Source organism: Burkholderia aenigmatica, assembly GCF_902499175.1.
Taxonomy (GTDB): domain Bacteria; phylum Pseudomonadota; class Gammaproteobacteria; order Burkholderiales; family Burkholderiaceae; genus Burkholderia; species Burkholderia aenigmatica.
The window spans coordinates 1-26,783 of the sequence record NZ_CABVQC010000083.1; the positions used below are offsets into that span (position 1 = coordinate 1).

Below are 26,783 nucleotides of genomic sequence, written 5' to 3' on the forward strand. Positions count from 1 at the left end.
AACCCCGGTTTCAGCCAACCCGCCCCAGGCGGCCAATGCGGCCAACCCGGCCCAGCCCGTGACGCCGCCCGGCCAGCAGGATCCCGAGTCGATCCGGCGCGCGGCCCTCGCATTCCTGCAGCAACAGATCGCCGGCCTGCCCGGCAAGACCACCGCGACGGTCACGACCGCGTTTCCGCGCGGGCTCGCCGCGTGCACGACGCTCGAGCCGTTCCTGCCGACCGGCGCGCGCCTGTGGGGCCGCACGACGGTCGGCGTGCGCTGCGCGGGCGAGCGGCCGTGGACCGTCTACCTGCAGGCGAAAGTCGCCGTGCAGGCCACCTATTACGTCGCCGCGCGCCAGATTGCGCCCGGCGAGCCGCTCTCCGCGGCCGACCTGGTCGCCCGCGACGGCGACCTGACGGTGCTGCCGCTCGCGGTGATCACCGATCCGGCGCAGGCGATCGGCGCGACCGCGCTCGCGCGCATCTCGGCCGGGCTGCCGCTGCGGCAGGACCTGCTGAAGAGCGCGGCGTCGGTGTCGGCCGGTCAGACGGTGCGGGTCGTCGCGGCCGGGCCCGGTTTCACGATTTCGGCCGAGGGCAGCGCGCTGGCGAACGCAGCGCCGGGCCAGTCGGTACGGGTGCGGATGGCGGCGGGCCAGATCGTCACGGCGATCGTCAAGGACGCCGGCACCGTGGAAATTCCGCTATAGGGACGGATCTAGCGGAAAGAATGTAAAGAATTGTTTATTCGGAGCATTTCGGGCTCGCGATGCTAAAGTTCGGGCCGACCCGGCCGTTATCTGGGTCAAACCGAACAGGAAACCCATCGTGAAGATCGATTCCACTCCGAACCCGAGCCCCGTGGCGCCGACCGGCAACGGCGCGACCCGTGCGCCATCCGGCACGGCCTCGTCCTCGTCCGCGCAGACGGCCGACGCAGGATCGACCGGCGGCGACACGACCGTGAACCTGTCGGGTCTGTCCGGCCAGTTGCGCTCGGTATCCGCGTCCGGCAACGGCGATATCGACACGGGCCTGGTCCAGTCGATCAAGGACGCGCTGAACAACGGCACGCTGAAAATCGACGCGAACAAGATCGCCGACGGCGTATTGAATACCGCCCGCGAACTGCTGCAACAGCAGCGTCCGGGCAGCTGAAGCCGGCCTCGCGAGGCCGGTCCCCCGGTTTGCCGGCGCTCACCCGCGCCGGCGCGACGAGCATGACGCGATGAGAGAAGAGCTGCTGGCCACGGTCAACGACGAACACGCGACGGTCGAGGCGTTCGCGTCCCTGCTCGTCTACGAGGAAAAGGCACTGACGACGGCCGAGCCGCTCGAGATGCTGCCCGGGATCGTCGAAAAGAAAAGCGCGCTGATCGACCGGCTCGCGCAGCTCGAACGCACGCGCGACACGCAGCTTTCCGCGCTCGGCTTTCCGTCCGGCAAGAAGGGGATGGACCAGGCCGCCGAACGCGATGCCCGCCTCGCCGGCCGCTGGCAGTTGCTGCAGCAGTCCGCCGAACGCGCGCGCCAGGCCAATGCGAACAACGGGATGCTGATCCGGATCCGGATGGACTACAACGAGCGTGCGCTCGCGGTGCTGCGCTCGGCCCCCGCGCCGGCCGGCGTCTACGGCCCCGACGGGCGCGTGTCGGCACTCACGCGCTGACATCGCGCCGCGCGACCGCCCGGCGGCCGCACCCCTGCCTGCATCCTCGTTACAACAGCGGACACGCGGTGACCTGCGTGCCGCGCTCCACACACAGCTGCTCGTAGTCGCGCAGGTACGCGCGCTCGCCGTCGTCCAGCAGGTCGAGATCGATCAGGTCCCAGTCGTAGCCGACCGTCACGATGTTCTCGAACGTCACGGTATCCGGCTGCGCGTCGTCCTGGCGGATGATCACGATGTTCTCGATCCGCACGCCGCCCTTGCCCTGCACGTAGATGCCCGGCTCGACCGAAATCACCGCATTCGGCACGAGCCCGTACTTCGCCCCCGGCGCAAACCGCACGCCGCCCTCGTGCACGTGAATCCCGACGCCGTGCCCGGTGCCGTGGCCGAAATCGTGGCCGTGGTCGCGGCACACCTGCCGCACGAGCGCATCGACGTCGCCGCCCTTTGCCGTGCTCGGGAAGCGCGTGACGAGCCCCTTGATGCACGCCTTCAGCGCGACCGTGTAGATCTCGCGCTGCCACGGCTGCGCGACCGTATCCGGGCGGGTCCGGCGCAGCACCACGCGCGTGCAGTCCGTCGCGAAGCCGGCTTCGTAATAGGCGCCGCTGTCGAGCAGCACGAGTTCGCCTTCCGTCAGCTCGACGTCGGCGCTCGCCGCCGTGTAGTGCGCGAACGCGCTGTTCGCGCCGTTCGCCGCGATCGACGGAAACGTCAGCGCCACCGCCGAACGCGCGCCGTATGCGTCGTTGATCGCGCGCGCCAGGTCGTACTCGGTATGGCGTGCGCCCGGCTCGCCGGCCTTCGCCCAGCGCATCGTCTCGGCGATCGCCGCGGAACTGCGCGCGAACGCGTCGCGGAACCGGTCGAGCACCGCCGGCGTCTTGCCGGCCCGCATCGCTTCGACCGGGTTGAAGTCGGCATGCCGCGCCTGCGGCCACACCCGCTTCACCGCGTCGACGAGCGCGCAGTTCACCGATTCGAAGCCGTAGCACACATGCTCGACCGCGAACTGAGCCAGAAAGCGCTCGAGCGCCGCGACATCGCGCCGGATCACCTGCAGCGCCGGATACGACTCGAGCGTGACCTCGCAGCGGTCGCAGCCTTCCGGCAGGAACAACGCCACCTGCCCGCCGACCGCGAACAGGAAGCCGAGATGCGACGACGCATTCGGGATGTGATAGCCACGGCTGTTCAGCAGATACGCGAGGTCGTCCGACGCGCAGGTGAAGAACGCGGTCTTGCCGTCCGGTGCGCCGGTATGCGCGGCGAGCTGGCGGTTCAGCGCGTCGAGATTCTGCGCGATGCTCAGGCCGGTCATCGATTCCGGCACCTCGAAGATCGGGCGCTCGACGACCCAGCCCGGCAATGCAATCGCGCGATCGATCTCGTGCTCGGCGAGGCTCGTCCAGTCGAGCGACACCGCCTGCGTCTGTTCGAACAGGCGATCGCGCTGCGCGACGCTGATCCGCAGCGCGTCGTAGCCGACCCGCGCGAGCCGGCTCCCGTGCGCGACCAGCCAGTCGGCCATCGCCTGCCAGATCGTCACGTTCATCCCGAGCTTCTCGATGCGCACGCGCGCCGGATCGCACTGCTGCTCGGCCTGCAGGTGATAGCGGCCGTCGACGAACAGCACGAACGGGGGCAGATCGAGCGCCTGCGCGGTCGCCGCGCTCAGGAAGATCCCGCAGCCGGCCGATCCGTCGAAACCCGACAGCGCATAGCGCGGGTTGTTGCTGCGCGGCAGGTACTCGGTCACGTATTCGTCCTGCGACGTGACCAGCACCGCGTCGAGCCGCGCGGCGTCGAGCAGGCGCGACAGGCCCGCCTGCGTGTCGGCGACGGACGCGTCGTACGCGGGAAGGCCGGAGAAGCTGTATTTCAGTCGATCGATCATCGGAAGCCCGTTTTGCATGGTTGTCGGCGGCCGGCGGTGACGCGGCGGGGAGCAAGCCCGAGGCAGGCCTGACACGGCACGGCGCCGCTGCACGGTCGGCGCTCGACCCCGCATGGCGCCGGGCCGCCGTTCCGTTCCGGCGGCAGGCCCTTGAAAAAATTTCGTCCCACTTAACTTTTTTTGATGCGCGCGACAGAATCTAGAGCACGCTGAAATTGAGGTCAAGCTGAAATTTTCGTAGGGCTAAAATCGGCGTGACGCCTGCGCATCCCGGCACAACCTGAATTCGTCCGGCGACGCTGCGCGGTACAATGCGCCGGCATCGCCGTCCCGACGGCCGTGCTTCGTGCGATGCGCGGAAATCACTGTCCGGCGACTGCACCGCCCGTCCGCTCGTCTCCCGATTCGTTGCCACGAAAGAGATTCATGGATTCAGACATCATGCGTATCGGCCAGCGCATTCGCCGCCTGCGCCGGGAAGCGAAGAAGACGCTGCTGGAAGTCGCGACCGAAGCGAAACTGTCGGTCGGGTTCCTGTCCCAGGTCGAGCGCCACCTCACGGGCATCTCGCTGTCGTCGCTCGTCAACGTCGCGAAGGCGCTCGACGTGCCGCTCGGCGCGCTGATCGACCAGCCGCGCCAGGCGCAGCCCGATTCGTACGAGGGCCGCCGCAAGCCGTACGCGCTCGACGCCACGTCGCAGTGGTACGAACGCCTCTCCACCACGTTCGACGGCAGCCAGATCAACGCGCTCAAGGTGCAGATGATGGAAGGCTACCGCTCGGAATGGGTCGCGCACGGCGGCGACGAATTCGTGTACGTGCTGGCCGGCCGGATCTGCTACACGGTCGGCAAGAAGGATTACCCGCTGTCGCCCGGCGACTCGCTGCACTTCGACGCGCGCAAGCGGCACCGGGTCGCCAACGTGGGCGACGGGCCGGCCGAGGTGATCGCGGTCGGCACGCTGCCGCTGTTCGACGACCGTGGCGCCGGGTTCGTCTCCGCGACGATGGACCTCGGGAAACCGGCGCCCGTCGCGCGTGCGACACCGGCCGAGCCGCGCGTCAGCCGTCGCGGGCCGGCACCCAAGCGGGCGGAGCGCGATCGTGACGCTGGCGCGGCACGCCCCGCCAGCGCAGCAGGAAAAGAAAAGAAGGGTACGACCAAGCCGCGCGCCTCCGCCGGCAAACGCCCGGCGGCCGCCAAGCCGGCGCGCAAGAAGAAGTCGTAACGGTTGTCGGGCGGGAGGCGCGCGATGCGCGCCCTTCCCGTCGCCCCTATTCGCCGATCTCGAGCGCCTGCGCGACGGCCTCGATCCGTGCGCGATGCACGGCTTCCTTGATCTTCTCCGTATCGTTGCCGATGCCGCGCGCGATCGCGCCGGCATCGACGCTGCGCGCGGCGGCGAGCGCGACGCGCAGCCGCTCGGCCTGCGGATACGGCTGGGCTTCGAGCCCGAGCCGCCCGCGCGCATCCGATTCGCACGCCTGCAGCATCTCGGCGAAACGCGCCGGCTTGCGCAGCGCGTCGCTGCGCTCGAACATCCGTACCAATGCCGCCGCGCCCATCTCCATCACGCGATGCAGGTTGCCGTGCTCGCGTGCGACCACGAGCGCGAGATCGCGGCATTCATTCGGCACGCGCAGCCGCTCGCACAACGGCTTGAGCAGGTCGACGCTGCGCCCCTCGTGGCCGACGTGGCGCGGCAGCACGTCGGCCGGCGTCGTCGCCTTGCCGAGATCGTGCGTAAGCGCCGCGAAGCGCACCGGCAGCGAATAGCCCTGCTTCGCCGCATAGTCGACGACCATCATTACGTGCACGCCCGTGTCGACCTCCGGGTGGTAGTCGGCGCGCTGCGGCACGCCCCACAGCGCATCGACTTCGGGCAGGATGCGCGCGAGCGCGCCGCAGTCGCGCAGCACCGCGAACATCCGCGACGGCTTCGCCTCCATCAGCCCGCGCGCGATTTCCTGCCATACGCGCTCGGGCACGAGCGCGTCGACCTCGCCCGCGTCGACCATCCGCCGCATCAGCGCGAGCGTTTCATCCGCGACCGTGAAATCCGCGAACCGCGCGGCAAAGCGCGCGATGCGCAGGATCCGCACCGGATCCTCGACGAACGCGTCGCTCACATGCCGGAACACGCGCGCGCGCAGGTCGGCCTGCCCGTCGAACGGATCGATCACGGGCCCGACCAGATCGCCCTCCGGATTCACCTCGCGCGCCATCGCGTTGATCGTCAGGTCGCGCCGCGCGAGATCCTCGTCGAGCGTCACGTCCGGCGCGTAGTGGAACTGGAAGCCGTGATAGCCGGCCGCCGTCTTGCGCTCGGTGCGCGCGAGCGCGTATTCCTCCTGCGTCCGCGGATGCAGGAATACCGGGAAATCCTTGCCGACCGGCCGGAAGCCCTGCGCGGCCATCTGCTCGGGGGTCGCGCCCACCACCACGTAGTCGCGGTCCTGCACGGGCACGCCGAGCAATGCGTCGCGGATGGCGCCGCCTACTGCGTAGATGTTCATGGCCGGGGCTCGTATTCGGCGATCACGTTCGTTTCGCGGCGCGCGGCGTCGATCCACCGCTGGACGGCCGGCAGCGCCGTCACGCGGGCCGCGTAGCCGGCCGCTTCCGGCGACAGGCCCGGCGCGTACGTGTTGAAGCGCATCACGACGGGCGCATACATCGCATCGGCGATCCCGAATTCGCCGAACAGGAACGGCCCGCCCGACGCCTCGAGACACTCGCTCCACAGCGCATCGATGCGCGCGACATCGGCGAGCGCCTCGGGTGTCGCGCCGCGCCCCGGCATCGACGCGCGCACGTTCATGCCCATCTGCGTGCGCAGCGTGCCGAAGCCCGAATGCATCTCGGCCGCGACGCAGCGCGCATGCACGCGTTCGAGCGGATCGGCCGGCCACATCGGGAACTGCGGATAGCGTTCGGCGAGCGTCTCGGCGATCGCGAGCGAATCCCAGATCGCGACGCCGTGGTCGTCGACCAGGCACGGCACCTTGCCGGACGGCGAATACTCGAGGATGCGCGCGGCCGTGTCATCGTGGCGCAGCTCGATCGCGATCTCGTCGAACGGGATGCCGAAATGCGCGAGCAGCAGCCACGGACGCATCGACCACGACGAGTAGTTCTTGTCTCCAATGACGAGTTTCATGACGGGGTTCCGGAAGACGCAAAAGGGGAAAAGAAAGGGGCCCGACGACGGCAACCCGCGCGAGCGCTAGCGGCGCGAGCGGAACCAGTCGAACCGGGAGCGCTGCGCGGCATGGCCGAGATACGCGGGTGCGATGCTTTCGAGACTCGCGGGCGAGATCCCGAGTTCCGGCGCGAGCGGCCCCGACAGCACGTTCGGCACCGACATCGTCGCGAGATTGTCGCGCGTGAGCACGGGCTCGCCGGGCAGCCATTCGAACACGCTCGCCTGCAGCCGCGCGAGCGCGTCGGGCAGCCGCACGATGCGTGCCTGCCGGCCGACCAGCGTGCCGCAATAGCGCACCAGCTGCTCGAGCGTGTAGACCGTCGGGCCGCCGAGTTCGTAGGTCTTGCCGTGCGCGCCCACGAGATCGAGCGTGTTGACGAACGCGCGTACGACGTCGCCGACGAACACCGGCTGGAAGCGCGCATCGGGCATCGCGAGCGGCAGCACGGGCACCGTGCGCTGCAGGTTCGCGAACGTGTTGAGGAACGCATCGCCGGGGCCGAACACGACCGACGGGCGGAAGATCGTCAGCGCGAGCGAATCGGTCGCCGCGATCGCATGCAGCGCGGCCTCGCCGTCGCCCTTCGAGCGCTGGTACATGCTCGCGCCGCGCGAATCGGCGCCGAGCGCGCTCATGTGCAGCACGCGCTGCACGCCCACCTCGGTACAGGCGGTCGCGAGCGCGGCCGGCAGCGTGACGTGCGCGCGCTCGAAGCCGGGCCCGTACGGCGTGCCGCGGCCGCCGTGCAGCACGCCGACGAGGTTGATCGCCGCGTGCGCACCGGCGACGAAGCGCGCGAGCGTGCGCGTGTCGAGCCCTTCGAGCTCGACGATTTCGACCGGCAGCATCTGCAGGTGACGCGCGTGGTCGCGCCGGCGCGTGCCGATCCGGACCTGCTTGCCGGATTCGATGAGCGCATTGACGAGCCGGCTGCCGATGAAGCCGGTGCCGCCCAGCAGCGCGACGGTCTGGCGATCCATGTTCAGGGCCTCAAAAGAACACTGCCGCGTCTCGCGCGGCAGTGTGAAGATTGCGGATCAGGGCGAGATCATGCCTAGACGTTTCTTCAACGACTGCGGTTTGCCCTCGAAGAGCGCCGCGTAGTAGACGGTGTTCGACAGCACGTTCTTCACGTAGTCGCGCGTCTCGTTGAACGGAATCGTTTCTGCGAAGATCGCGCCTTCGACCGGCTGCGTCAACACCTGGCGCCACTGGCGCGGCCGGCCCGGGCCCGCGTTGTAGCCGGCCGTGGCAAGCACCGGCGAGCTGTCGAAGTTGTTGTAGATGTCCGCCAGATACCAGGTGCCGAGCTGGATGTTGGTATCGATGTCGTGCATCTGCGCGCGCGAAATCGTGCCCATGCCGAGCTTCTTCGCGACCATCTGCGCGGTGGCCGGCATCAGCTGCATCAGGCCGCCCGCGCCCACCGACGAACGCGCGCTCGTGATGAAACGCGATTCCTGGCGGATCAGCCCGTACGCCCATTCGATGTCGAGGCCCGTCGATTGCGCGTAGCGCTCGACGATATTGCGGTACGGCGACGGGTAGCGCAGCGTGAAATCGTGCTCGGCCTTCGTGCGGTCGGCCGTGTTGACCGTGCGGTCGAGCAGCTCGACGCGCTTGCCGTATTCGGCCGCGGCCAGCAGCTGGCGATCGGTCATCCCGCGCAGCGGCCAGTTCCATTCGCGGTTGCCTTCGAGGCGCAGGTTCAGCGCGTAGAAGCGCTGCGCGAGCGCGAAGCCCGGAATCTTGCTCATCGCGTCGATCTCGGCGTCGCTCACCTTCGTGCGCGGCGGGATCGACGTACGCTGGCCGAGCTCTTCGCCTGCAAGCTGCCCGTAGAAGTTGAACTGGCCGGCGACCTGCTCGAATTCCTGGTTCGCCTGCAGCGTGTCGCCGCTCTGCTTGAGCGCGCGCGCATGCCAGTAGATCCACGCCGGATCGTCGCGCAGCGACGGCGGCATCTGCTCGATCGACCAGCGCACCATCGGCCAGTTGCCGGCGAGCAGCGCGGCGCGCGTGCGCCATTCGTAGCCCGGGTTCGACAGCGACGCGTTCGCGGATTTCGCATACCAGACCGACGCGAGCGGCGAGCGCTTGATCGCGCCCTGGTAGCCGATCGCGCCCCACGCGATCGCCTGTTCCGGCTTGGTCAGCGACGGCGCGACCGACGTCAGCATCCCGGCGGCGGCGTCCGGATCGTTGCGCGCCATGCGGCTGAGCGCAATCAGTGCGAGCTGGTGCGACGTCGCGTCGGCACCGACGCCGCGCGCGAGGTACAGCGGCGGCGCGCTCGTCGCCTGGTCGAAGCCGACCGGGCGCGGGCCGAGCGCGTCGACGATCTTGCCGCCGAGCGTCGTGTAGTTCTGCTCGTACGCGAGGCGCGCCTGCTGCCACACGTCGTCGCTCGTGAACTGCTGGTTGACCGTCAGCGCGGTGATCAGGTCGACGCACGCGTCGCCGTAGTTCTTCGGCTCGACGAGCAGCGCACGCGCCGCATCGGCGACGTTCTCGCCGCGCGAGGCGCGCGATTCGAGCGCGTAGCACTTCACCTGCGTGTCGTCGTCGAGCACGAAGCGCTTGTATTGATCGTCGAAGTTGCGCCAGTCGTGGCGCGCGCCGAGCACGAGCAGATAGTCGTTGCGCAGGCGGTCGGCGATCGCCTGGCCGTCGTAGCGCTGCAGGAACGACTGCACGGGCGCGTCCGGCGCGTCCACGCGCGCGCGTCCCGTCGAATCGAACAACTGCGGCTTGATCTGGAAATACTCGACGTAGGACGGGACCGGATAATTCGGGATCATCGACGCGAGCTGCGCGGCTTTCGCGGCGTCGTTGCGGCGTGCGGCTTCACGAAGCTGCACGAAGGTCTGGTCGTCCCCGGAGACCGTATCGTCATTCGGTGCGGCGCACGCGGCCGTGCCCGCGACGAGCGCGGTGGCCGAAAGCGTCAGCGCGACCGCGCGATATACTCGGAAAAGGCTGTTCGACATCGTTTTGAATGGAGCGCGAAGTGAGCGAAAGCATAGCACGCAACCCTGTGCCAAACCCGAAGGTTGCGCTACGCAAAACGCTGTCCGGCGCGCGGCGCGACGCCGCGTCGCAACCCGCCGCGAACGCCGCGCTCGACGCGCGGCTGCGCACGCTGCTGGATCGGCTCGCCCCGCGCACGGTCGGGTTCTACTGGCCGCTGCCGGGCGAATTCGATGCGCGCGACGCGGTGCTCGGCTGGTGCGCGGCCGGTGCCGGCAGGCAGGCCGCGCTGCCCGTGATCGACGAGCGGCACACGCCGCTCGAGTTCCATGCGTGGGATACGCACACGCCGATGCGCGAAGGTCATCACCGGATTCCGGAACCGGCGTCGGGAATCGTCGTCGTGCCCGACCTGTTGCTGATTCCCTGTGTGGGATTCGATCTGCAGCGCTACCGGCTCGGCTACGGCGGCGGCTACTACGACCGCACGCTCGCCGCGTGGCCAGTCAGCGTGCCGCCCGTGACGGTCGGCATCGCCTATGAAGCGTGCCGCGTCGATGCGCTGCCGGCCGAAGCGCACGATCTCTCGCTGCACTGGATCGTGACCGACGGCGCGCTCTACCCGGCCGCCGGATGAAGCGGCGGGCGACGCCGCGCCCGTGGTCGCATGCCCGTCAGCGCAACGCCGCGCGCCTTCCTTGCCGCAACCGTTTACAGCGACGCCGCCGCGCGCGCGGCCGTGTCGTACAGGCCCGAAGCGTTGCGCAGCAACTGCGCCGCGTCGCCGATCTGCTCGTTGGTGAGCCCGCTGTCCTTCAGCGTCTCGATCAGGCAGTGCTCGCGCACCTCGCGATACTTCTGGCACAGGTCACGGCCGGCGTCGGTCGCGAAGAAGAACACTTCCTTGCCGCTCTTCTCGCTCTTCACATAGCCGCGGGCGATCAGTTTTTTGAGCGCATAGGTCGCGACGTGCGTATCCTCGATATTGAGCACGAAGCAGATGTCGGCGAGCTTCTTCTTGCGTTCGCGATGGCTGACGTGATGCAGCAGCGACACCTCGACCGCCGTCATGTCCTTCGCGCCGGCCGCCGACATGCAGCGCACCATCCACCGGTTGAACGCGTTGCCTGCCATGATGAGCCCGTATTCGAGCTCCGACAGCTCCGCGCTCGAATCGGAAACGAGGTGTTCGGATGACACGATCTTGGTCGCAGGACGCTTCATGGAAAGGCGGCGCAAGCCGGATGACAGGGTGTGCCGAGTGTACGCCAGAAGCCCCGACATACGAGCTAGGCGAAAACGCTTATTGGGAAGTTGTCGATATTTTATTGACAATGTGCGCTAACATTGCCGTCCGAACCGTGCCAGTCCGATGACGCAACCCCGCATTTATCCGCTCGGCGATGCCGCCCTCGTCTGCGAGGTGCCGCCGCCCGCCACGCTCGATTGCCAGCGCCGCGTCTGGGCCGTTGCCGAGGCCGCGCGCACTTGGCACGACGTGATCGACGTCGTGCCCGGCATGAACAATCTGACGATCGTATTCGACGCGCTCGCCACGACGGCCGAGTCGCTCACGCCGGCGCTGCGCGACGCGTGGGAAACCGCCGACGTCGAGCACGCGGACGGCCGCGAGGTCGAGATCCCGGTCGAGTACGGCGGCACCGCCGGCCCCGATCTTCCGGCCGTCGCCGCGCATACCGGCCTGTCGGCCGACGAGGTCGTCGCACGCCACGCGGCCGGCGCCTACATCGTATTCTTCGTCGGCTTCCAGCCGGGCTTCGCGTATCTCGGCGGGCTCGACGCCGCACTGCACACGCCGCGCCGCGCGGCGCCGCGCCTCGAGGTGCCGGCCGGCTCGGTCGGCATCGGCGGCGCACAGACGGGCATCTACCCGGCCACGTCGCCCGGCGGCTGGCAACTGATCGGCCGCACGTCGCACGTGCTGTTCGATCCGGCGCGGCCGCAGCCGACGCTGCTGCTGCCCGGCGACCGCGTGCGCTTCACCATTGCCGGAGTCGACGCACGATGACCCAGAGCAACGCACCGGGCACCATCGAGGTGGTGCGGGCCGGCCCGCTGTCGACCGTGCAGGATCTCGGGCGCCGCGGCACGCGCCATCTCGGCGTCGCGCAGGGCGGCGCGCTCGACGGCCTCGCGCTCGAGGTCGGCAACCGGCTGGTCGGCAACCGCCCCGACGCGGCGGCCGTCGAGATCACGATCGGCCCGGCCGCCTTCCGCTTCCCGCGCGCAACCCGCATCGCGATCACCGGCACCGAGTTCGGTGCAACACTCGACGGCCGGCGCGTATATTCATGGTGGAGCCTGCCGGTCGAGGCCGGGCAGACGCTCGTGCTGCCGGCCGCGAAACGCGGGATGCGCGGCTACCTGTGCATCGCGGGCGGCATCGACGTGCTGCCGATGCTCGGCTCGCGCAGCACCGATCTCGCATCGCGCTTCGGCGGCCTCGGCGGCCGCGCGCTGCGCGACGGCGATCGCCTCCCGGTCGGCGTGCTTCCGGCCGGAATGGGTTGCCTCGCGGCCGATGCGCCCGAATTCGGGGTAAAGGCGCCGGCGTGGTGCGCGTTCGTGCGCGTCGACGAACCGCCGCGCCGCCACCGCCCCGCGCATGCGCCGTGGGCCATGCCCGTGCGCGTGCTGCCGGGCCCCGACTACGCATCGTTCGCCGGCGATTCGCAGCAGGCATTCTGGGATGAGGAATGGCTTGTCACGGCGAACAGCAATCGTATGGGCTATCGGCTAGCCGGCGCCGAGCTCATGCGCGAGCGGCCGGCCGAGTTGCTGTCGCACGCGGTGCTGCCCGGCACGATCCAGGTCCCGCCGAACGGCCAGCCGATCGTGCTGATGCACGACGCGCAGACCACCGGCGGCTACCCGAAGATCGGCACGGTGATCCGTGCGGACCTATGGAAACTCGCGCAGGCGCGGCTCAACCTGCCGATCCGCTTCGTGCGCACGACACCCGACGCCGCGCGCGCCGCGCTGACCGCAGAACGTGCCTATCTGCGGCAGATCGACGTGGCGATCGACATGCGCGAGGAAGCGCGCCGCCGCGCCGAATCGCGCGCGGCGTGACAATAGCGGTAGCGGTAACGAAGGCAGTAGCAGTAGCGAAGACGGGCCACGCAATCAGTGGACGAGGAACATCATGGAAATCGATCTGAATGCCGATCTCGGCGAAGGATGCGGTTCGGACGAGGCGCTGCTCGACCTCGTGACGTCCGCGAACATCGCATGCGGATGGCATGCGGGCGGTGCGAACGCAATGCGCGACTGCGTGCGCTGGGCCGTGCAGAAAGGCGTGGCGATCGGCGCGCATCCGAGCTTTCACGATCCGGAGAATTTCGGCCGCAAGGAGATGCAGCTGCCGGCCGGCGACATCTATGCGGGCGTGCTGTACCAGCTCGGCGCGCTGTCGGCGATCGCGCAGGCCGAGGGCGGGCGCATCGCGCACGTGAAGCCGCACGGCGCGCTGTACAACCAGGCCGCGCGCGACCCGATGATCGCCGATGCGGTGGTGTCCGCGGTCCGCGATTTCGATCCGTCGCTCGCGGTGTTCGGGCTCGCGAACAGCGTGTTCGTCGCGGCCGCGCGGCACGCGGGGCTCGCCGCGGTGGAAGAAGTGTTCGCCGATCGCGGCTACCGCGCGGACGGCTCGCTCGTGCCGCGCAACCAGCCCGGCGCGCTCGTCGACGACGAGGACACGATGATCGCGCGCACGCTGGACATGGTGCGCAGCCGGCAAGTCCGCGCGATCGGCGGCGAATGGGTGATGCTCAATGCGCAGACCGTCTGCCTGCACGGCGACGGGCCGCATGCGCTGGCGTTCGCGAAGCGAATTCGCGCCGCGCTCGAAGCGGTGGGTGTCGACGTGGTCGCGCCCGGCCTGCTGCAGGCCGACGAACGCGCCTGATTCGGCCATCGCGCGCGAGCGCACAATAATCCGTCGCACAAAAGAAAAAAGCGCCCTCGTGGCGCTTTTCCGTTGGCGCAATCGCTGCGGCTTCGCCGTCTGTCGATTCTCGCCCCCCGAAACCGTCTTGCGACGGTGACCGGAAAAATCTTCCGGATTAAAAAACGTCCGCCGCCGCCCGATCATTGCCTTTCCCCGGTGGGACGACGGAACGCTGCTTATCCCGCAAGTCGGCCTGCATGCCTTGTTGTTGTCCGACGATGATTGGCCCCGCCGTACATGCAGACACTTCCGCGGCCGGCACGTACATCACGTGCCGGCAACGCGCTAACCCCGCGCTTTATTTTCTGCTACCCCGTAGAACTTTTTCTATTCTTTTCATTTTTTCAACTTGTGGAATGAAGAATAGATATTGGCAGATCGGGATGTCAATCGTTTGAAACGCTATTTTCCGACGAATCGAGGGTTTTCCTTATCGAATAGCGTGCCCATACAAGCGTTTGACGCCGGTCGCGCGACGTCGATCAAACAGGGGAGGATCGGTTCGGGCGCGACGGCGACGTTCAGTTCGCGTCGACGCTGTAACCTTGTTGACGCAACAATTCGAGCACGCCGCGCGGGCCGCCCAGATGCAGCGCGCCGATCGCGACGAACAGCGGCCGGTTCGGTGCGGCGATTGCCGTCATCCGTGCAACGAAGCGGCGGTTGCGCTCGTACACGATCTTGTTGTCGATCGACGCCGACAACGCCTTCGAACGCGCGAGCCGTTCGCTCTTCGCGACCGCCCATGCCGAGATCGCATCGGCGTCGCCAATTCGCCACAGCCGGTGCAGCGACTTGATGTCGTCGGCGTTCTGCGCGGGCGTCTGCACCATGTCCTGCGCGAGCATCTCGCGCTGCTCGGCCAGCGTCAGCCCGGTGAACGCGCGCATCTGTTCGGCGAGCGTCTCGAGCCCGATCACGCGGCCGCCCTTCTTCTTCAGGAACACGTTCTGCAACTGCGCCTCGGTGCCGTACTCGGTCTGCAGGCCGGCCGACAGCGAATCGTAGGTCTCGACAACGAGCGCCGCGAGCCACGGCCGCATCTTGCGGATCTCGGTGAGCGCGGCCGGATTGCCGCGCAGGCGCGCCGCGAGACGCTGCCACAGCGGCTCCGGCAGCAGGCGCTGCAGGCACGGGTAGCGGCAGACGCCATACTTCGACACGTCGTCCTGCGATTCGAGCAGGTCGTCGGGCGACAGCTCGAGCGCGAGCGTCGGCGACGCGGCGAGCGCCGCGAGGATGCGCGGCCGGAACGGCTGCGCGCTCGGGTAATCGGACGGATCGCCGGTGTGCAGCGTGCCGAGCACGTAGAGCGTGACCTTGCCCTTGGTCGCGACGTAGAACGGCATGCGCGCGGGCTGCACGCGCACGGTGCCGCGCGATACCGTGCCGTCCGACACGGCGGGGGCGTGGAAGCCCGGCAGGCTCATGCCGGGCGGCGGGACTTGCGACGGATGGATCGGTGAAGTGGCCGGCGCGCGCCCTTCGGCGCGCGCGGTTTCGACGGGAACCACGAGGCTGGCCGCCACGCACGCGCCGGCCAGCGCCGCGCCCGTGACGGTACGCACGCTCCAGCGCCGCGCGTAGCGGTACGCGCGCATCACGCGCGCGCTGCTTGCCCCCGCACGGCGCACGCCGGACGCGCGCGCCGCCAACGCTTCAGGCATTCGCCTCCCCTACCTCCTCGGCCCGATGGCAGGCTACGCGCCGGCCGTCGACCTCACGCAACTGCGGCTCCTCCGCACGGCAGCGCTCGACCGCATATGGGCAGCGCTGGTGGAACGCGCAGCCCGACGGCGGATTGAGCGGCGACGGCAATTCGCCCTGCAGCTTGATCTGCACGCGACGGTCTTCCTCGAAGATCGCCGGCGTCGCCGACATCAGCGCGCGCGTGTACGGATGGCGCGGCCGTGCGTAGATCGTCGCCTTGTCGCCGAGCTCGGCGACGCTGCCGAAATACATCACCATCACGTCGTCCGCAACGTGCTCGACCACCGCGAGGTTGTGCGAGATGAACACGTAGCTGGTCTTGAACTGCTCCTGCAGATCCATGAACAGGTTCAGGATCTGCGCCTGGATCGACACGTCGAGCGCGGACACCGGCTCGTCGGCGACGACGATGCGCGGATCGAGGATCATCGCGCGCGCGATCGCGACGCGCTGGCGCTGGCCGCCCGAGAACATGTGCGGATAGCGCTTCGCGTGCTCGGGCCGCAGGCCGACCGTGCGCATGATCTGCGCGATGCGCTGCGCGCGTTCGGCGGCCGTCAGGTTCGCGTTGATCTCGAGCGGCTCGGAGAGCGTCTGCTCGACGGTCTTGCGCGGGTTCAGCGAAGCGAACGGGTTCTGGAACACCATCTGCACGCGGCGGCGCAGGTCGGCGACCGTCTCGCGGCTTGCGCCGGCGACGTTCTTGCCGTCGATCGTCAGGCTGCCCGAAGTGGGCGTTTCGATCATCGTCAGCTGGCGCGCGAGCGTCGACTTCCCGCAGCCCGATTCGCCGACGACGGCGAGCGTCTTGCCGCGCTTCAGCGAGAACGACACGCCGTTCAGCGCCTTCACCGTGCCCTGCCCGAACATCCCGCGCTTCACCGCATAGTGCTTCGCGAGGCCGTCGGCCACCAGTACGGCGTCCTCGTCGTGCGAAGTGGCACGGACTTCTTGGGTTGCGTTCATCGTGAACTCCTGTCGACCGGAGTTTGCGCTTTAGCGCTTACTCCGGTCCCATGCAAAGCCGTCAGGTCGAGGTTGGAAACGTTGAGCGGCTTGATGCAGCGTGCGCGCATCGCATCGTTGGCCGGCACCAGCGTGTCGAGCGCCGGCCGCGCCTTGCGGCAGTCGTCGACGACGTACTTGCAGCGCGGCGCGAACAGGCACCCGGACGGGCGATCATCGCGGCCCGGCACCATGCCGGGCAATGCGGCAAGGCGACGTGCCCCCTTATTGTGCTCGGGAATCGCCGCGAGCAGCGCTTCGGTGTACGGATGATGCGGCGCGCGGAAGATGTCGGGCACGCGGTTGGTCTCGATCACCTCACCCGCGTACATCACCGCGACACGTTGCGCGACTTCCGACACCACGGCCAGGTCGTGCGAGATCAGCACGAGCGCCATCCCGCGCTCCTTCTGCAGCTTCACGAGCAGATCCATGATCTGCGCCTGGATCGTCACGTCGAGCGCGGTGGTCGGCTCGTCGGCGATCAGCAGCTTCGGGTTGCACGCCACCGCCATCGCGATCATCACGCGCTGGTTCATCCCGCCCGACATCTGGTGCGGGAACGACGCGATACGGTTCTTCGCATCGGGAATGCCGACCTGGTCGAGCAGTTCGAGCGCGCGCCGGTGCAGCGCGTCGCCGCGCAGCCCTTCGTGCAGCTTCAGCACCTCCTTGATCTGGTAGCCGACCGTGTAGCTCGGGTTCAGGCTCGTCAGCGCATCCTGGAACACCATCGCGATGTCCTTGCCGACGATCTTGCGGCGCGCCTTCGGCGATGCTTTCAGCAGGTCGACGCCGTTGAACGTGACTTCATCGGCCGTCACCTTGCCCGGTGCGTCGATCAGGCCCATCAGCGCCATCATCGTCACGCTCTTGCCCGAGCCCGATTCGCCGACGACGCCCACCACCTCGCCCGGCGCGATCGACAGGTTGATCCGGTCGACCGCGGGCAGGCCATTGAAGTTCACCGCGAGATTGCGGATGGTCAGAAGATCTTGGCTCATGTCGTCCTCCGCCGGGCCGCCCCAAGGAGGAAGACCGCCCCCTCGGGGGGAGCCGTGCATGGGACCGGAGTAAGCGCTGAAGCGCCAACTCCGGTCGACAGCGAACAAAGTGAGTGTGGAGGTTGTTTCATCTCACGCCATCCGTTTCAGTTTGGGATCGAGCGCGTCGCGCAGCCCGTCGCCGAGCAGGTTGATCGCGAGCACCGAAATCAGGATCGACAGGCCCGGCATCGTCACGATCCACCATGCGTTGTCGATGTAGTCACGCGCGGACGCCAGCATCGCGCCCCACTCGGCGGTCGGCGGTTGCACGCCGAGGCCGAGGAAGCCGAGCGCGGCCGCGTCGAGGATCGCCGACGAGAAGCCGAGCGTCGCCTGCACGATCAGCGGCGCCGTGCAGTTCGGCAGCACCTGCGAGAACATCAGGCGCAGCGTGCCGGCACCGGCCACGCGCGACGCCGTCACGTACTCCTTCTGCAGCTCGCCGAGCGCCGATGCACGCGTGAGGCGCACATAGGCCGGCAGCGCGACGATCGCGATCGCGAGCATCGTGTTGGTGAGGCCCGGGCCGATGATCGCGACGACCGCGACCGCGAGCAGCAGCGACGGCAGCGCGAGCAGCACGTCCATGATGCGCATCACCGGCGTGTCGGCCCATTTCTGGAAGAACGCGGCGACGAGCCCGAGCACGATACCGGGGATCAGCGCGAGCACGACCGACACGAAGCCGATCCAGAACGACATCCGTGCGCCGTACATCAGGCGCGAAAGAATGTCGCGGCCTGCTTCGTCGGTGCCGAGGATGAATTTCCAGTTGCCGCCGTCGAGCCAGGCGGGCGGGATCTTCACGAAATCACGGTATTGCTCGGCCGGGTTGTGCGGCGCGAGCAGCGGGGCGAGCAGCGCGACCAGGATCAGCACGATCACGACGATGCCGGCGCCGACCGCACCGCGGTTGCGCGAGAAGTTGGCCCAGAACTCGCGCAGCGCGAGCGCACGGCCGCCGGCCGGCGCGGATTCGGTCGGCAGGGTATTTTGCAGATTGCTCATGGGATTACCTCGTGTGGCGGATGCGCGGATTCAGCACGCCGTACAGCAGGTCGACGACCAGGTTCACGACGATCACGAGCGTCGCGATCAACAGGATGCCGCCCTGGACGACCGGATAGTCGCGGCGGCCGATCGCATCGATCAGCCACTTGCCGACACCGGGCCACGAAAAGAGCGTCTCGGTCAGCACGGCGCCCGCGAGCAGCGTGCCGATCTGCAGGCCGATCACGGTGACGACCGGGATCAGCGCATTGCGCAGCGCATGCACGACCACCACGCGCGCGGGCGACAGCCCCTTCGCGCGTGCGGTGCGGATGTAGTCCTCGCGCAGCACTTCGAGCATCGACGAACGCGTCATCCGCGCGATCACCGCAAGCGGAATCGTGCCGAGCACGATCGCGGGCAGGATCAGGTGGCTGACCGCCGACTTGAACGAGCCTTCATCGGGCGCGAGCAGCGCGTCGATCAGCATGAAGCCCGTCGGGTGCGGGAAGTCGTATTCGACGGCGATGCGCCCCGACACGGGCGTCCAGCCGAGGTACGACGAAAACACCATGATGAGGATCAGCCCCCACCAGAAGATCGGCATCGAGTAGCCGGTGAGCGCGGTGCCCATCACGCCATGGTCGACGACCGAACCGCGCCGCAACGCGGCGATCACGCCGGCCGGCAGCCCGACCGCGAGCGCGAACACGAGCGCGCACAGCGACAGTTCGACGGTCGCCGGGAAACGCGCGAAGAATTCGCCCGCGACGCTCGTGTTGGTGATGATCGACGTGCCGAGGTCGCCATGCAGCGCCCGGCCGATGTAGTGGAGGTACTGCATGGGCAGCGGCTGGTCGAGCCCGAGGCGTTTCATCGCCTCTGCATGCATCGCGGGATCGACGCCGCGCTCGCCCATCATCACTTCGATGGGGTCGCCCGGTATCAGGTGAATCAGCGCAAACGCCAGGATGGTGATGCCGATGAAAGTCGGGATCACCATGCCCACGCGGCGCAACACGAATGTGAACATGATGCGTCTCGTATTTTCTTGTGGGAAATGTGCGACCGGCGACGGGAAGCTTTTGGCCTCCCGCCGCCGGATGAATTAGCCGGTCTTCGCGACAGCTTACGACAGGCGTGTTACTTCACGCTAACACCGTCGAAGCGGACATAGCCGAGCGGCTCGATACGCATGTCGGCCACGTTCTTGCGCACCGGCTGGTAGACCGTCGAGTTCGCGATCGGCGAGAACGGCAGCTGTTGCGCGAAGATCTGCTGAGCCTGCGTGTAGAGCTTCGTCCGCGCGTCCTGGCCCGTCGTCGTGCGACCCTTCTGGATCAGCTCGTCGAACGGCTTGTAGCACCAGTGCGAGAAGTTGTTGCCCTTGATCGCTTCGCAGCCGAGCAGCGTGCCGAGCCAGTTGTCCGGATCGCCGTTGTCGCCCGTCCAGCCGATCAGCATCGTGTCCTGCTCGCCCGCGTGCGCGCGCTTGATGTACTCGCCCCACTCGTACGTGACGATCTTGGCCTTCACGCCGATCTTCGCCCAGTCGGCCTGGATCATCTCGGCCATCAGGCGGGCGTTCGGGTTGTACGCGCGCTGCACCGGCATCGCCCACAGCGTGATGTCGAAACCGTTCGGATAGCCAGCCTTCGCGAGCAGCGCCTTCGCCTTCGCGGTGTCGTTCGGCGCCATCTTCAGGTTCTTGTCGTACGACCATTGGGTCGGCGGCATCGGCGCGGAAGCAGCCTGGCCTGCGCCCTGGTAGACGGACTCGAGGATCGCCTTCTTGTTGATCGCCATGTCGAGTGCCTGACGCACCTCGAGCTTGTCGACCGGCTTGTGCTCGACGTTGTACGCGAGATAGCCGAGGTTGAAGCCTGCCTGCGACGGCATGTCGACGCCGGCATCGGCCTTCAGCGTCGCGATGTCGGCCGGACGCGGATAGCTCATCACCTGGCATTCGTTGCGCTTGATCTTCTGCACGCGCACGCCCGGATCGGGCGTGATCGAGAAGATCAGCTTCGAGATCTTCACTTCGCCCTTCTTCCAGTAATCAGGATTGCCGTCGAATCGGATCGTCGCATCCTTCGTGTAGCTGCGGAAGATGAACGGGCCCGTGCCGATCGGCTTCTGGTTGATGTCGGCGGCCTTGCCGGCCTTCATCAGCTGGTCGCCGTATTCGGCCGACAGGATCGATGCGAATTCCATCGCCATGTTCTGGATGAACGGCGCATTCGGCTCGGCGAGCGTGAACTTCACGGTGTACGGATCGACCTTCTCGACCTTCGTGATCAGCTTGTCGAGGCCCATGTCGGTGAAGTACGGGAACGACACCGGGTACGCCTTGCGGAACGCCTGGTTCGGGTCGAGCATGCGCTGGAACGTGAACAGCACGTCGTCCGCGTTGAATTCACGCGTCGGCTTGAAGAAGTCGGTCGTGTGGAACTTCACGCCGTGGCGCAGGTGGAACGTGTACACCTTGCCGTCCGACGACACATCCCACTTCTCGGCGAGGCCCGGCTCGACCTTCGTGCCGCCGCGCTCGAATTCGACGAGGCGGTTGTAGACGGTGAACGTGGCGGCGGTGAAATCGACGCCGGTCGTAAATTGCGCGGAATCAAAACCCGCCGGGCTGCCTTCTGAGCAGTAGACGAGAGTCTTGTTCGGGATCTGTGCGAATGCAGAGCCCGCGACGCCGAACGATGCCGCTGCCACGCCTGCAATGGCGGTAACACGCAGGGTGTGCAACAGACGGTTGTATTCCATGTTTCCTCCAGGTCTCCAGATCGGAACCGACCCGCCAGGGGCCGGTGTACGCGGATATTACTTGAGCTAACGATGTGGCAACAAGCTGGAGAAAAAACTCTTCTATATGCGTCGCCGGGTTTTTGCCGATGTTTAGTGGGGGTAAAAAAATGCGATAACGCGCGCGAGCGACAATTCCGTTCATCGCACGCAAGTTTCGTTCGATGACTAAACAAATCGGGCGCGAACACGAAGGGGCGATGCGCCGTTTTCCCGAGTTCTGCAGCACATCATTGCGTTTTGCGAAACGATCCGATGACCGTCTTCAAATCGTCATGTCGTCACGCGGGTGCGTCGAGGTCGGCGCTGCGCGCGGGCACGAACGCGACCGCGACGATCGACAGCGCGATTCCGGCCATCACATAGTAGGTCGGCGCGAGCGGCGTGCCCGTGACCTTGATCAGCCACGTGACGATGAACTGCCCGAAGCCGCCGAACAGCATCACCGCGACGTTGTACGCGATCGACAACCCGGTCGAGCGCACGTTGGCCGGGAACAGCTCGGCGATCATCGCGCCGAACGGCCCGTAGTAGCCCGCGAGCGTGACCGACAGCACGGCCTGCACCGCGATCAGCCGCGCGATGCTCGGCGCGGCGTCGAGCCACGCGAACAGCGGATACATCAGCACGAGCGTCAGCGCCAGCGACCACAGCGACAGCCCCTTGCGGCCGATGCGGTCCGACCACGCGCCTGCGATCGGCGACAGCACCATCAGCAGCAGGTTGCCGACGATCACCGCGTAGAACGATTCCGCGTAGGGCAGCTTCAGCTGCTTCACCGCGAAGGTCGGCAGATAGCTGATCAGCACGTAGATCGTCACCGTCAGCGCGATCACCGAGCCGAGCCCGCACAGCACCTCGCGCGGGTGGCGCGTGAACACGTCGCCGAGCGTCGCGCGGCGCGCGTTCTGCTGCGCATGGAGGAACGCTTCGGAATCGGCGAGATGGCGGCGGATGTAGAAGCCGATCGGGCCGATCACGAGCCCGAGGATGAACGGCACGCGCCAGCCCCAGCTGCGCAGCGCATCGTGCGACAGCCCGCGCGTGATGGCCGCGCCGACGAGCGCGCCGATCAGCAGCGCGGCCGCCTGGCTCGCCATCTGCCAGCTGCCGTAGAAGCCGCGTTTCGAGAACGGCGCGGCCTCGATCAGCAGCGCCGTCGCGCTGCCGAATTCGCCGCCCGCGGAGAAGCCCTGCAGCAGCCGGCCGAGCACGATCAGGAGCGGGCCGCCGATGCCGATCGCCGCATAGGGCGGCGCGACCGCGAGCAGGAAGATGCCGGCCGTCATCAGCAGGATCACGAGCGACAGCGCTGCCTTGCGGCCGGCGCGATCCGCGTACAGCCCGAACACGATGCCGCCGATCGGGCGCATGAAGAACGCGACGCCGAACGTCGCGGTGGTCAGCAGCAGCGACGAGTATTCGCTGGAGGTCGGGAAGAACAGCTCGGCGATCACGACCGTCATGAAGCCGAACACCGTGAAGTCGTACCACTCGAGCGCATTGCCGATCACGGCGGCCGCGACTGCGCGCCGGTTCAGCGCACGCTCGGGCCGGATCGTTTTCGTTGAATTCGCAATCGTCGCCATGCGTGCCTCGTCCTCGTCAGTTCGCCGTGTCGGGCGGCGCGGCACGCGGGGTGCCCGCGGCGCGCTGGTTTGCAGCGAGTGTAGAAAGCGACGGAACCGTTTTCAAGCAATAAAAAACGCCCGCCATCTTTCGACGGCGGGCGTTTTGCGGTTTTCGCCACAATGCGGCATCGCACGATGCCGCACGGGCCTCAACCCATCTTCGAGAAGGCGCTGCACCAGCCCTTCGCCGACACCTGCTTGCCGGGGAAGGCGCCGCACGGGCCCGAGGCCGAGCCCTTCTTGCCCTGGTACAGCATGCAGGCCGCACAATCCTGGCCCGCTGCGTACTTCGGGTACTTCGTCTTGTCGACCTTGGTGGCATCGGCCTTGTAGCCGAGCGCCACGGCGGTCGGATCGGTTTCCGACAGCATCGGCGCATCAGCCAGCGCTTCGCGCGACAGCGCCAGCGCGGACACCGCACCAATGCTCGTAATCAGGAAACTCCGACGGGATGTTTTCATGGGGGACTCGCTCCAACGTTATCGGTTTGAAAGCTGTTCTGGCGACAGCCGTTCGACAGAATAACGCTCAAGCGACAAAACGTGCGCGCCGAAATGCCGGAGATAAGGAATTTCACACGACCGCCACACGACCGATACGCACCCGCAACACATTCGCCACACACTCGCCGCGTCAGCGATAAGCCGCCATCTCGCCCACGCGCTGCGCGAGTGCGAGCGACGCGGTCAGCCCCGGCGACTCGATGCCGAACAGGTTCACGAGCCCGCGCACGCCGTGCTGCGCGGCGCCCTGCACGATGAAATCGGCCGGCGGCTCGCCGGGCCCCGCGACCTTCGGCCGGATGCCCGCGTACGCCGGCTGCAGCGCGTCGTCGGGCAAGTCCGGCCAGAACGCGCGAATCGACGCGTAGAACGCGGTCGCGCGCGCGGGATCGACTTCGTAGCGCAGCGCATCGACCCATTCGACGTCCGGGCCGAAGCGCGCCTGCCCGCCGAGATCGAGCGTCAGGTGCACGCCGAGCCCCGCGCGGTCGGGCATCGGGTAGATCAGGTGCGAGAACGGTGCGCGCCCTGACAGGCTGAAGTAGTTGCCGCGCGCGAGGTAGAGCGGCGGCACCCAGCGCGGGTCGAGGCCGCGCGTGCGACGCGCCAGCGCCTGCGCGCCGAGGCCCGCGCTGTTGATCACGCAGGCGGCCTCGATCTCGGTCGGCGCGTCGCCGCCCGTGCGCACGACGAAGCGCCCGCCGCGCAGCACGTCGATCGATTCGACCGGGGATTTCAGCGCGCACACGGCGCCGTCGCGTTCCGCGTCGCCGAGCAGCGCGAGCATCAGCTGGTGGCTGTCGACGATGCCGGTGGACGGCGAGAACAGCGCCTCGACGCATTCGAGCGCGGGCTCGAGCGTCTGCGCGTCGGCGCGCGTGAGCGGCATCAGGTCGAGCACGCCGTTTTCGGTCGCGCGCGCGGCGATCGCCTTCAACTGCTTCACCTGCGCGGCGGTCGTCGCGACGAGCAGCTTGCCGGCGCGCCGGTGCGGCACGTGATGCGTCTCGCAGAATTCGTACAGCAGGTCGCGCCCGTGCACGCACGACATCGCCTTCAGCGACCCGCGCGGATAGTAGAGCCCCGCATGGATCACTTCGCTGTTGCGCGAACTCGTACCCGTGCCGATCGCATCGGCAGCCTCGAGCACGAGCGTTTCACGCCCGCGCGCGGCCAGTTCGCGCGCAATCGCCAAACCGACGACGCCCGCGCCGATCACGACACAATCCATCTGCTCCATGACGTTTCGCGCCGCTAGCGCGTCGAGGGAAGAGAAGAGAATTGTACGTCCCGGTTCACCCGCTTGCCGAAGGTCGTGCAGCGTATCGTGACGACGCCGTGCATGACGGTCGACACACGGCGCGGCACGGCGCGCGCATGCCGCCGCCGCGCGCGCGCCGCCGGGTCAGAAGCCGATTGGCCGGCGCTTCGCGGCGCCCTCGTCGGCCCGGATGTCGCGCGGCCCGATCGCATCGCGGCCGTCGAGCCGCGCGGCGCCGAATGCGTGCAACAGCGCGCGGCGCATCGTGCGCGGCGGGGTCGCGGCCAGCACGTCGAGCGCGTCGTCGCCGAGGGTATCCGGGAAGCGCCGCCCCCACGCATGCGACGTGCGGATCTCGTCGTAGATCGTCTGCGCAATCCGGCGCGCGCCGGCCGCATCGGGCGGCTCGATCTCGTACACGTTCATCCGGTTGAGCAGCGGCTCCGGAATCGCGTGCGCCTCGTTCGCGGTCGCGATCCAGATCACGTTGCCCGCATCGATCGGCACTTCCGCGAATTCGTCGATGAACGCGCGCGCGGTGTCGTGCTCGAGCAACGCGTACAGCGCGCCGAGCGGATCGTATTGCGCGTCGCTGCCGGCCTTGTCGATCTCGTCGACCGCGATCACCGGGTTCGCGTAGCTGCCGTTCACGAGCGCATCGAACACCTTGCCGGGCTTCGCGTTCTTCCATTGCGACGACGCGCCCGACAGGATCCAGCCGGCCGTCAGCGAACTCATCGGCACGTAGTGGTACGCGGTGCCGAGCAGTTGCGCGAGCGCCTTCGCAAAGTGCGTCTTGCCGATGCCCGGGGGCCCGAGCAGCAGGATCGGCATCAGTTCGAGCCGGTCGTCCGTTTCGAGGCACAGCGCGACCTGCTTGCGCACGTCGTCGAGCGGCTCGGCGAAATTGGGCAACGCCTCGCCGAGCGCGTCGAACGACGGCATCCGGTTCGGCTTCACGCAGAAGCGCAGATTGCCCGTCTTGAGCATCCTCTCGTAGGTGGCGCGCAGTGCGTCGCTCGCGCTCTCGTTCAGGTCACTCAGCGCCGTCTCGACCTGCTCGAGGTCGTACACCGTGCTGAAGGACGCCACCGCCAGTTCCTGTTTCACCATCGCCGTCGTCATACCAACCTCGCTGCCGCTTGCTGTCACACGACCATCAGACCCTTACGATTTCAGTGTAGCGATCCCGCATCCCTGCGCAAGCAAGCAGCCACGCGCGTCTGCTGCTAACACCCCGCGCGCGCTGCGCGCCGGCGCACCGCGGCGTATGATCGTCGGTTCACCCACCCGCCGCACCGGTCTTGCCGACAGCGCCCGAGCGGCGCGTCGGACCCCGTCCCGAAGGTATGCCGATGTCCGTCCCCACTGCTTCCCCGCGCGCCGATGCCGATGCGATCGGCGCCGTCGACGCGGCGCTCACGTCGCGCCGCGCGATCCGCGCGTTCCTGCCGACACCCGTGCCGCGCGACACGCTCGAGGCGATCCTCGAAGCCGCGAGCCGCGCGCCGTCGGGCACCAACATCCAGCCGTGGCGCGTGTACGTCGCGACGGGCGCCACGCGCGATGCGCTCGCCGCCGCGCTCACCGCGGCCCACGACGATCCCGCGCGCGACGAGAAATACGTCGCCGAGTACGACTACTACCCGCGCGAATGGGTGTCGCCGTATATCGACCGGCGCCGCAAGGTCGGCTGGGACCTGTACGGCCTGTTGAACATCGGCCGCGACGAGAAGGCGCGCATGCATGCGCAGCACGCACGCAACTTCCGCTTCTTCGATGCACCGGTCGCGCTGTTCTTCACGCTCGACCGTGTGATGACGCACGGTGCATGGCTCGACTGCGGGATGTTCCTGCAGGGCGTGATGACGGCCGCCCGCGCACGCGGGCTCGATACCTGCCCGCAAGCCGCGTTCGTGCCGTTTCACCGGATCGTCGCCGAACACCTCGGCATTCCCGCCAACGAACAGCTGGTCTGCGGGATGTCGCTCGGCCATGCGGACCCGGATGCGATCGAGAACCGCCTCGTCACCGAGCGCGCGCCCGTCGCGGAGTTCGCTCGCTTTTTCGCTTGAAAACGCATGACGCGGCCCTACCTTTTGAACAGGACCGCATCGCGCGG

General features: G+C 67.8%; 25 protein-coding genes. 9 read left to right on the forward strand and 16 right to left on the reverse strand.

The window, feature by feature from the left end; genetic code table 11:
• The 3 genes from flgA to BDO18943_RS37320 form a co-directional block, all read left to right on the forward strand.
• On the forward strand, positions 1–694 hold a 694-nt coding region (gene flgA / locus BDO18943_RS37310), incomplete at its 5' end, for a flagellar basal body P-ring formation chaperone FlgA (RefSeq protein WP_235996290.1).
• A 118-nt stretch (positions 695–812) separates the two neighbouring features.
• Entirely contained in the window at positions 813–1,142 is a 330-nt protein-coding gene (gene flgM, locus BDO18943_RS37315) for a flagellar biosynthesis anti-sigma factor FlgM (RefSeq protein WP_175026136.1), read from the forward strand.
• Between the two features lie 70 nt (positions 1,143–1,212).
• A complete protein-coding gene (locus BDO18943_RS37320; RefSeq protein WP_175026137.1) occupies positions 1,213–1,653 on the forward strand; it encodes a flagella synthesis protein FlgN in 441 nt (146 codons plus the stop codon).
• 49 nt (positions 1,654–1,702) lie between these two features.
• Here the strand turns inward: BDO18943_RS37320 and BDO18943_RS37325 are convergent, their stop codons facing one another.
• Positions 1,703–3,553 (reverse strand): M24 family metallopeptidase, encoded by a 1,851-nt coding sequence (locus tag BDO18943_RS37325; RefSeq protein WP_175026138.1) that lies wholly within the window; start codon positions 3,551–3,553, stop codon positions 1,703–1,705.
• A 426-nt stretch (positions 3,554–3,979) separates the two neighbouring features.
• On the opposite strand from BDO18943_RS37325, the gene BDO18943_RS37330 reads away from it, so the two are divergent.
• A complete protein-coding gene (locus tag BDO18943_RS37330; protein ID WP_175026139.1) occupies positions 3,980–4,783 on the forward strand; it encodes a helix-turn-helix domain-containing protein in 804 nt (267 codons plus the stop codon).
• Between the two features lie 46 nt (positions 4,784–4,829).
• Here the strand turns inward: BDO18943_RS37330 and BDO18943_RS37335 are convergent, their stop codons facing one another.
• The 4 genes from BDO18943_RS37335 to BDO18943_RS37350 form a co-directional block, all read right to left on the reverse strand.
• Positions 4,830–6,071 (reverse strand): multifunctional CCA addition/repair protein, encoded by a 1,242-nt coding sequence (locus BDO18943_RS37335; RefSeq protein WP_175026140.1) that lies wholly within the window; start codon positions 6,069–6,071, stop codon positions 4,830–4,832.
• A complete protein-coding gene (locus BDO18943_RS37340; protein ID WP_175026141.1) occupies positions 6,068–6,715 on the reverse strand; it encodes a glutathione S-transferase family protein in 648 nt (215 codons plus the stop codon). Before BDO18943_RS37340 ends, BDO18943_RS37335 begins: the two co-directional genes overlap by 4 nt.
• A 66-nt stretch (positions 6,716–6,781) precedes the next feature.
• Entirely contained in the window at positions 6,782–7,741 is a 960-nt protein-coding gene (locus tag BDO18943_RS37345; RefSeq protein ID WP_175026142.1) for a complex I NDUFA9 subunit family protein, read from the reverse strand.
• A 57-nt stretch (positions 7,742–7,798) separates the two neighbouring features.
• Complete coding sequence (locus BDO18943_RS37350; protein WP_175026143.1) at positions 7,799–9,751, reverse strand: lytic transglycosylase domain-containing protein; 1,953 nt, start codon at positions 9,749–9,751, stop codon at positions 7,799–7,801.
• An 8-nt stretch (positions 9,752–9,759) separates the two neighbouring features.
• Here BDO18943_RS37350 and BDO18943_RS37355 point away from each other — a divergent pair, with 8 nt between their 5' ends.
• A complete protein-coding gene (locus BDO18943_RS37355) occupies positions 9,760–10,368 on the forward strand; it encodes a 5-formyltetrahydrofolate cyclo-ligase (RefSeq protein ID WP_175026144.1) in 609 nt (202 codons plus the stop codon).
• A gap of 74 nt (positions 10,369–10,442) precedes the next feature.
• On the opposite strand, the gene BDO18943_RS37360 is transcribed toward BDO18943_RS37355, so the two are convergent.
• Complete coding sequence (locus BDO18943_RS37360) at positions 10,443–10,955, reverse strand: winged helix DNA-binding protein (protein ID WP_175026145.1); 513 nt, start codon at positions 10,953–10,955, stop codon at positions 10,443–10,445.
• A gap of 148 nt (positions 10,956–11,103) precedes the next feature.
• On the opposite strand from BDO18943_RS37360, the gene pxpB reads away from it, so the two are divergent.
• From pxpB to pxpA, 3 genes are all read left to right on the forward strand, one after another.
• Positions 11,104–11,760 carry a 5-oxoprolinase subunit PxpB gene (gene pxpB, locus BDO18943_RS37365; protein ID WP_175026146.1) on the forward strand — a complete coding sequence of 219 codons (657 nt, stop codon included), beginning with the start codon at positions 11,104–11,106 and terminating at the stop codon, positions 11,758–11,760.
• Complete coding sequence (locus BDO18943_RS37370; RefSeq protein WP_175026147.1) at positions 11,757–12,824, forward strand: 5-oxoprolinase subunit C family protein; 1,068 nt, start codon at positions 11,757–11,759, stop codon at positions 12,822–12,824. The genes pxpB and BDO18943_RS37370 overlap by 4 nt, the downstream gene beginning before the upstream one ends.
• Before the next feature lie 73 nt (positions 12,825–12,897).
• Entirely contained in the window at positions 12,898–13,662 is a 765-nt protein-coding gene (pxpA, locus tag BDO18943_RS37375) for a 5-oxoprolinase subunit PxpA (RefSeq protein WP_043184663.1), read from the forward strand.
• Between the two features lie 563 nt (positions 13,663–14,225).
• On the opposite strand, the gene BDO18943_RS37380 is transcribed toward pxpA, so the two are convergent.
• The 10 genes from BDO18943_RS37380 to BDO18943_RS37425 all read right to left on the reverse strand — a co-directional run bounded on the left by BDO18943_RS37380 (position 14,226) and on the right by BDO18943_RS37425 (position 25,786).
• On the reverse strand, positions 14,226–15,371 hold the full coding sequence (locus tag BDO18943_RS37380) for a TraB/GumN family protein (protein ID WP_043184664.1): 1,146 nt from the start codon (positions 15,369–15,371) through the stop codon (positions 14,226–14,228).
• Complete coding sequence (locus tag BDO18943_RS37385) at positions 15,364–16,380, reverse strand: peptide ABC transporter ATP-binding protein (protein WP_175026148.1); 1,017 nt, start codon at positions 16,378–16,380, stop codon at positions 15,364–15,366. The genes BDO18943_RS37380 and BDO18943_RS37385 overlap by 8 nt, the downstream gene beginning before the upstream one ends.
• On the reverse strand, positions 16,377–17,423 hold the full coding sequence (locus tag BDO18943_RS37390) for an ABC transporter ATP-binding protein (protein ID WP_175026149.1): 1,047 nt from the start codon (positions 17,421–17,423) through the stop codon (positions 16,377–16,379). Before BDO18943_RS37390 ends, BDO18943_RS37385 begins: the two co-directional genes overlap by 4 nt.
• A gap of 132 nt (positions 17,424–17,555) precedes the next feature.
• Positions 17,556–18,473: an ABC transporter permease subunit gene (locus tag BDO18943_RS37395; RefSeq protein WP_043184666.1), complete on the reverse strand. Its 918-nt coding sequence runs from the start codon at positions 18,471–18,473 to the stop codon at positions 17,556–17,558.
• A 4-nt stretch (positions 18,474–18,477) separates the two neighbouring features.
• A complete protein-coding gene (locus tag BDO18943_RS37400; protein WP_011353491.1) occupies positions 18,478–19,488 on the reverse strand; it encodes an ABC transporter permease subunit in 1,011 nt (336 codons plus the stop codon).
• Positions 19,489–19,598: 110 nt separating this feature from the next.
• Complete coding sequence (locus BDO18943_RS37405; protein ID WP_043184667.1) at positions 19,599–21,227, reverse strand: ABC transporter substrate-binding protein; 1,629 nt, start codon at positions 21,225–21,227, stop codon at positions 19,599–19,601.
• Between the two features lie 320 nt (positions 21,228–21,547).
• Positions 21,548–22,855, reverse strand: coding sequence for an MFS transporter (locus BDO18943_RS37410; RefSeq protein ID WP_175026150.1), 1,308 nt, complete (start codon positions 22,853–22,855; stop codon positions 21,548–21,550).
• Between the two features lie 191 nt (positions 22,856–23,046).
• Positions 23,047–23,358, reverse strand: coding sequence for a high-potential iron-sulfur protein (locus tag BDO18943_RS37415; protein ID WP_021163765.1), 312 nt, complete (start codon positions 23,356–23,358; stop codon positions 23,047–23,049).
• Positions 23,359–23,530: 172 nt separating this feature from the next.
• On the reverse strand, positions 23,531–24,640 hold the full coding sequence (locus BDO18943_RS37420) for an NAD(P)/FAD-dependent oxidoreductase (protein ID WP_043184669.1): 1,110 nt from the start codon (positions 24,638–24,640) through the stop codon (positions 23,531–23,533).
• A gap of 165 nt (positions 24,641–24,805) precedes the next feature.
• The gene (locus tag BDO18943_RS37425; RefSeq protein ID WP_043184670.1) at positions 24,806–25,786 is read right to left on the reverse strand and encodes an AAA family ATPase; all 981 of its coding nucleotides are present in this window, start codon (positions 25,784–25,786) and stop codon (positions 24,806–24,808) included.
• A 230-nt stretch (positions 25,787–26,016) separates the two neighbouring features.
• Between BDO18943_RS37425 and BDO18943_RS37430 the strand changes: the two genes are divergently transcribed.
• Positions 26,017–26,736 carry a nitroreductase gene (locus BDO18943_RS37430; RefSeq protein WP_175026151.1) on the forward strand — a complete coding sequence of 240 codons (720 nt, stop codon included), beginning with the start codon at positions 26,017–26,019 and terminating at the stop codon, positions 26,734–26,736.
• Positions 26,737–26,783: the final 47 nt, after the last annotated feature.

Excerpts from the sequence above, each read along its gene's own strand:
- BDO18943_RS37320 (WP_175026137.1), top strand. The coding sequence starts at position 1,213 with ATGAGAGAAGAGCTGCTGGCCACGGTCAACGACGAACACGCGACGGTC.
- BDO18943_RS37325 (WP_175026138.1), bottom strand. The coding sequence starts at position 3,553 with ATGATCGATCGACTGAAATACAGCTTCTCCGGCCTTCCCGCGTACGAC.
- BDO18943_RS37330 (WP_175026139.1), top strand. The coding sequence starts at position 3,980 with ATGGATTCAGACATCATGCGTATCGGCCAGCGCATTCGCCGCCTGCGC.
- BDO18943_RS37335 (WP_175026140.1), bottom strand. The coding sequence starts at position 6,071 with ATGAACATCTACGCAGTAGGCGGCGCCATCCGCGACGCATTGCTCGGC.
- BDO18943_RS37340 (WP_175026141.1), bottom strand. The coding sequence starts at position 6,715 with ATGAAACTCGTCATTGGAGACAAGAACTACTCGTCGTGGTCGATGCGT.
- BDO18943_RS37345 (WP_175026142.1), bottom strand. The coding sequence starts at position 7,741 with ATGGATCGCCAGACCGTCGCGCTGCTGGGCGGCACCGGCTTCATCGGC.
- BDO18943_RS37350 (WP_175026143.1), bottom strand. The coding sequence starts at position 9,751 with ATGTCGAACAGCCTTTTCCGAGTATATCGCGCGGTCGCGCTGACGCTT.
- BDO18943_RS37355 (WP_175026144.1), top strand. The coding sequence starts at position 9,760 with ATGGAGCGCGAAGTGAGCGAAAGCATAGCACGCAACCCTGTGCCAAAC.
- BDO18943_RS37360 (WP_175026145.1), bottom strand. The coding sequence starts at position 10,955 with ATGAAGCGTCCTGCGACCAAGATCGTGTCATCCGAACACCTCGTTTCC.
- pxpB (WP_175026146.1), top strand. The coding sequence starts at position 11,104 with ATGACGCAACCCCGCATTTATCCGCTCGGCGATGCCGCCCTCGTCTGC.
- BDO18943_RS37370 (WP_175026147.1), top strand. The coding sequence starts at position 11,757 with ATGACCCAGAGCAACGCACCGGGCACCATCGAGGTGGTGCGGGCCGGC.
- pxpA (WP_043184663.1), top strand. The coding sequence starts at position 12,898 with ATGGAAATCGATCTGAATGCCGATCTCGGCGAAGGATGCGGTTCGGAC.
- BDO18943_RS37380 (WP_043184664.1), bottom strand. The coding sequence starts at position 15,371 with ATGCCTGAAGCGTTGGCGGCGCGCGCGTCCGGCGTGCGCCGTGCGGGG.
- BDO18943_RS37385 (WP_175026148.1), bottom strand. The coding sequence starts at position 16,380 with ATGAACGCAACCCAAGAAGTCCGTGCCACTTCGCACGACGAGGACGCC.
- BDO18943_RS37390 (WP_175026149.1), bottom strand. The coding sequence starts at position 17,423 with ATGAGCCAAGATCTTCTGACCATCCGCAATCTCGCGGTGAACTTCAAT.
- BDO18943_RS37395 (WP_043184666.1), bottom strand. The coding sequence starts at position 18,473 with ATGAGCAATCTGCAAAATACCCTGCCGACCGAATCCGCGCCGGCCGGC.
- BDO18943_RS37400 (WP_011353491.1), bottom strand. The coding sequence starts at position 19,488 with ATGTTCACATTCGTGTTGCGCCGCGTGGGCATGGTGATCCCGACTTTC.
- BDO18943_RS37405 (WP_043184667.1), bottom strand. The coding sequence starts at position 21,227 with ATGGAATACAACCGTCTGTTGCACACCCTGCGTGTTACCGCCATTGCA.
- BDO18943_RS37410 (WP_175026150.1), bottom strand. The coding sequence starts at position 22,855 with ATGGCGACGATTGCGAATTCAACGAAAACGATCCGGCCCGAGCGTGCG.
- BDO18943_RS37415 (WP_021163765.1), bottom strand. The coding sequence starts at position 23,358 with ATGAAAACATCCCGTCGGAGTTTCCTGATTACGAGCATTGGTGCGGTG.
- BDO18943_RS37420 (WP_043184669.1), bottom strand. The coding sequence starts at position 24,640 with ATGGAGCAGATGGATTGTGTCGTGATCGGCGCGGGCGTCGTCGGTTTG.
- BDO18943_RS37425 (WP_043184670.1), bottom strand. The coding sequence starts at position 25,786 with ATGACGACGGCGATGGTGAAACAGGAACTGGCGGTGGCGTCCTTCAGC.
- BDO18943_RS37430 (WP_175026151.1), top strand. The coding sequence starts at position 26,017 with ATGTCCGTCCCCACTGCTTCCCCGCGCGCCGATGCCGATGCGATCGGC.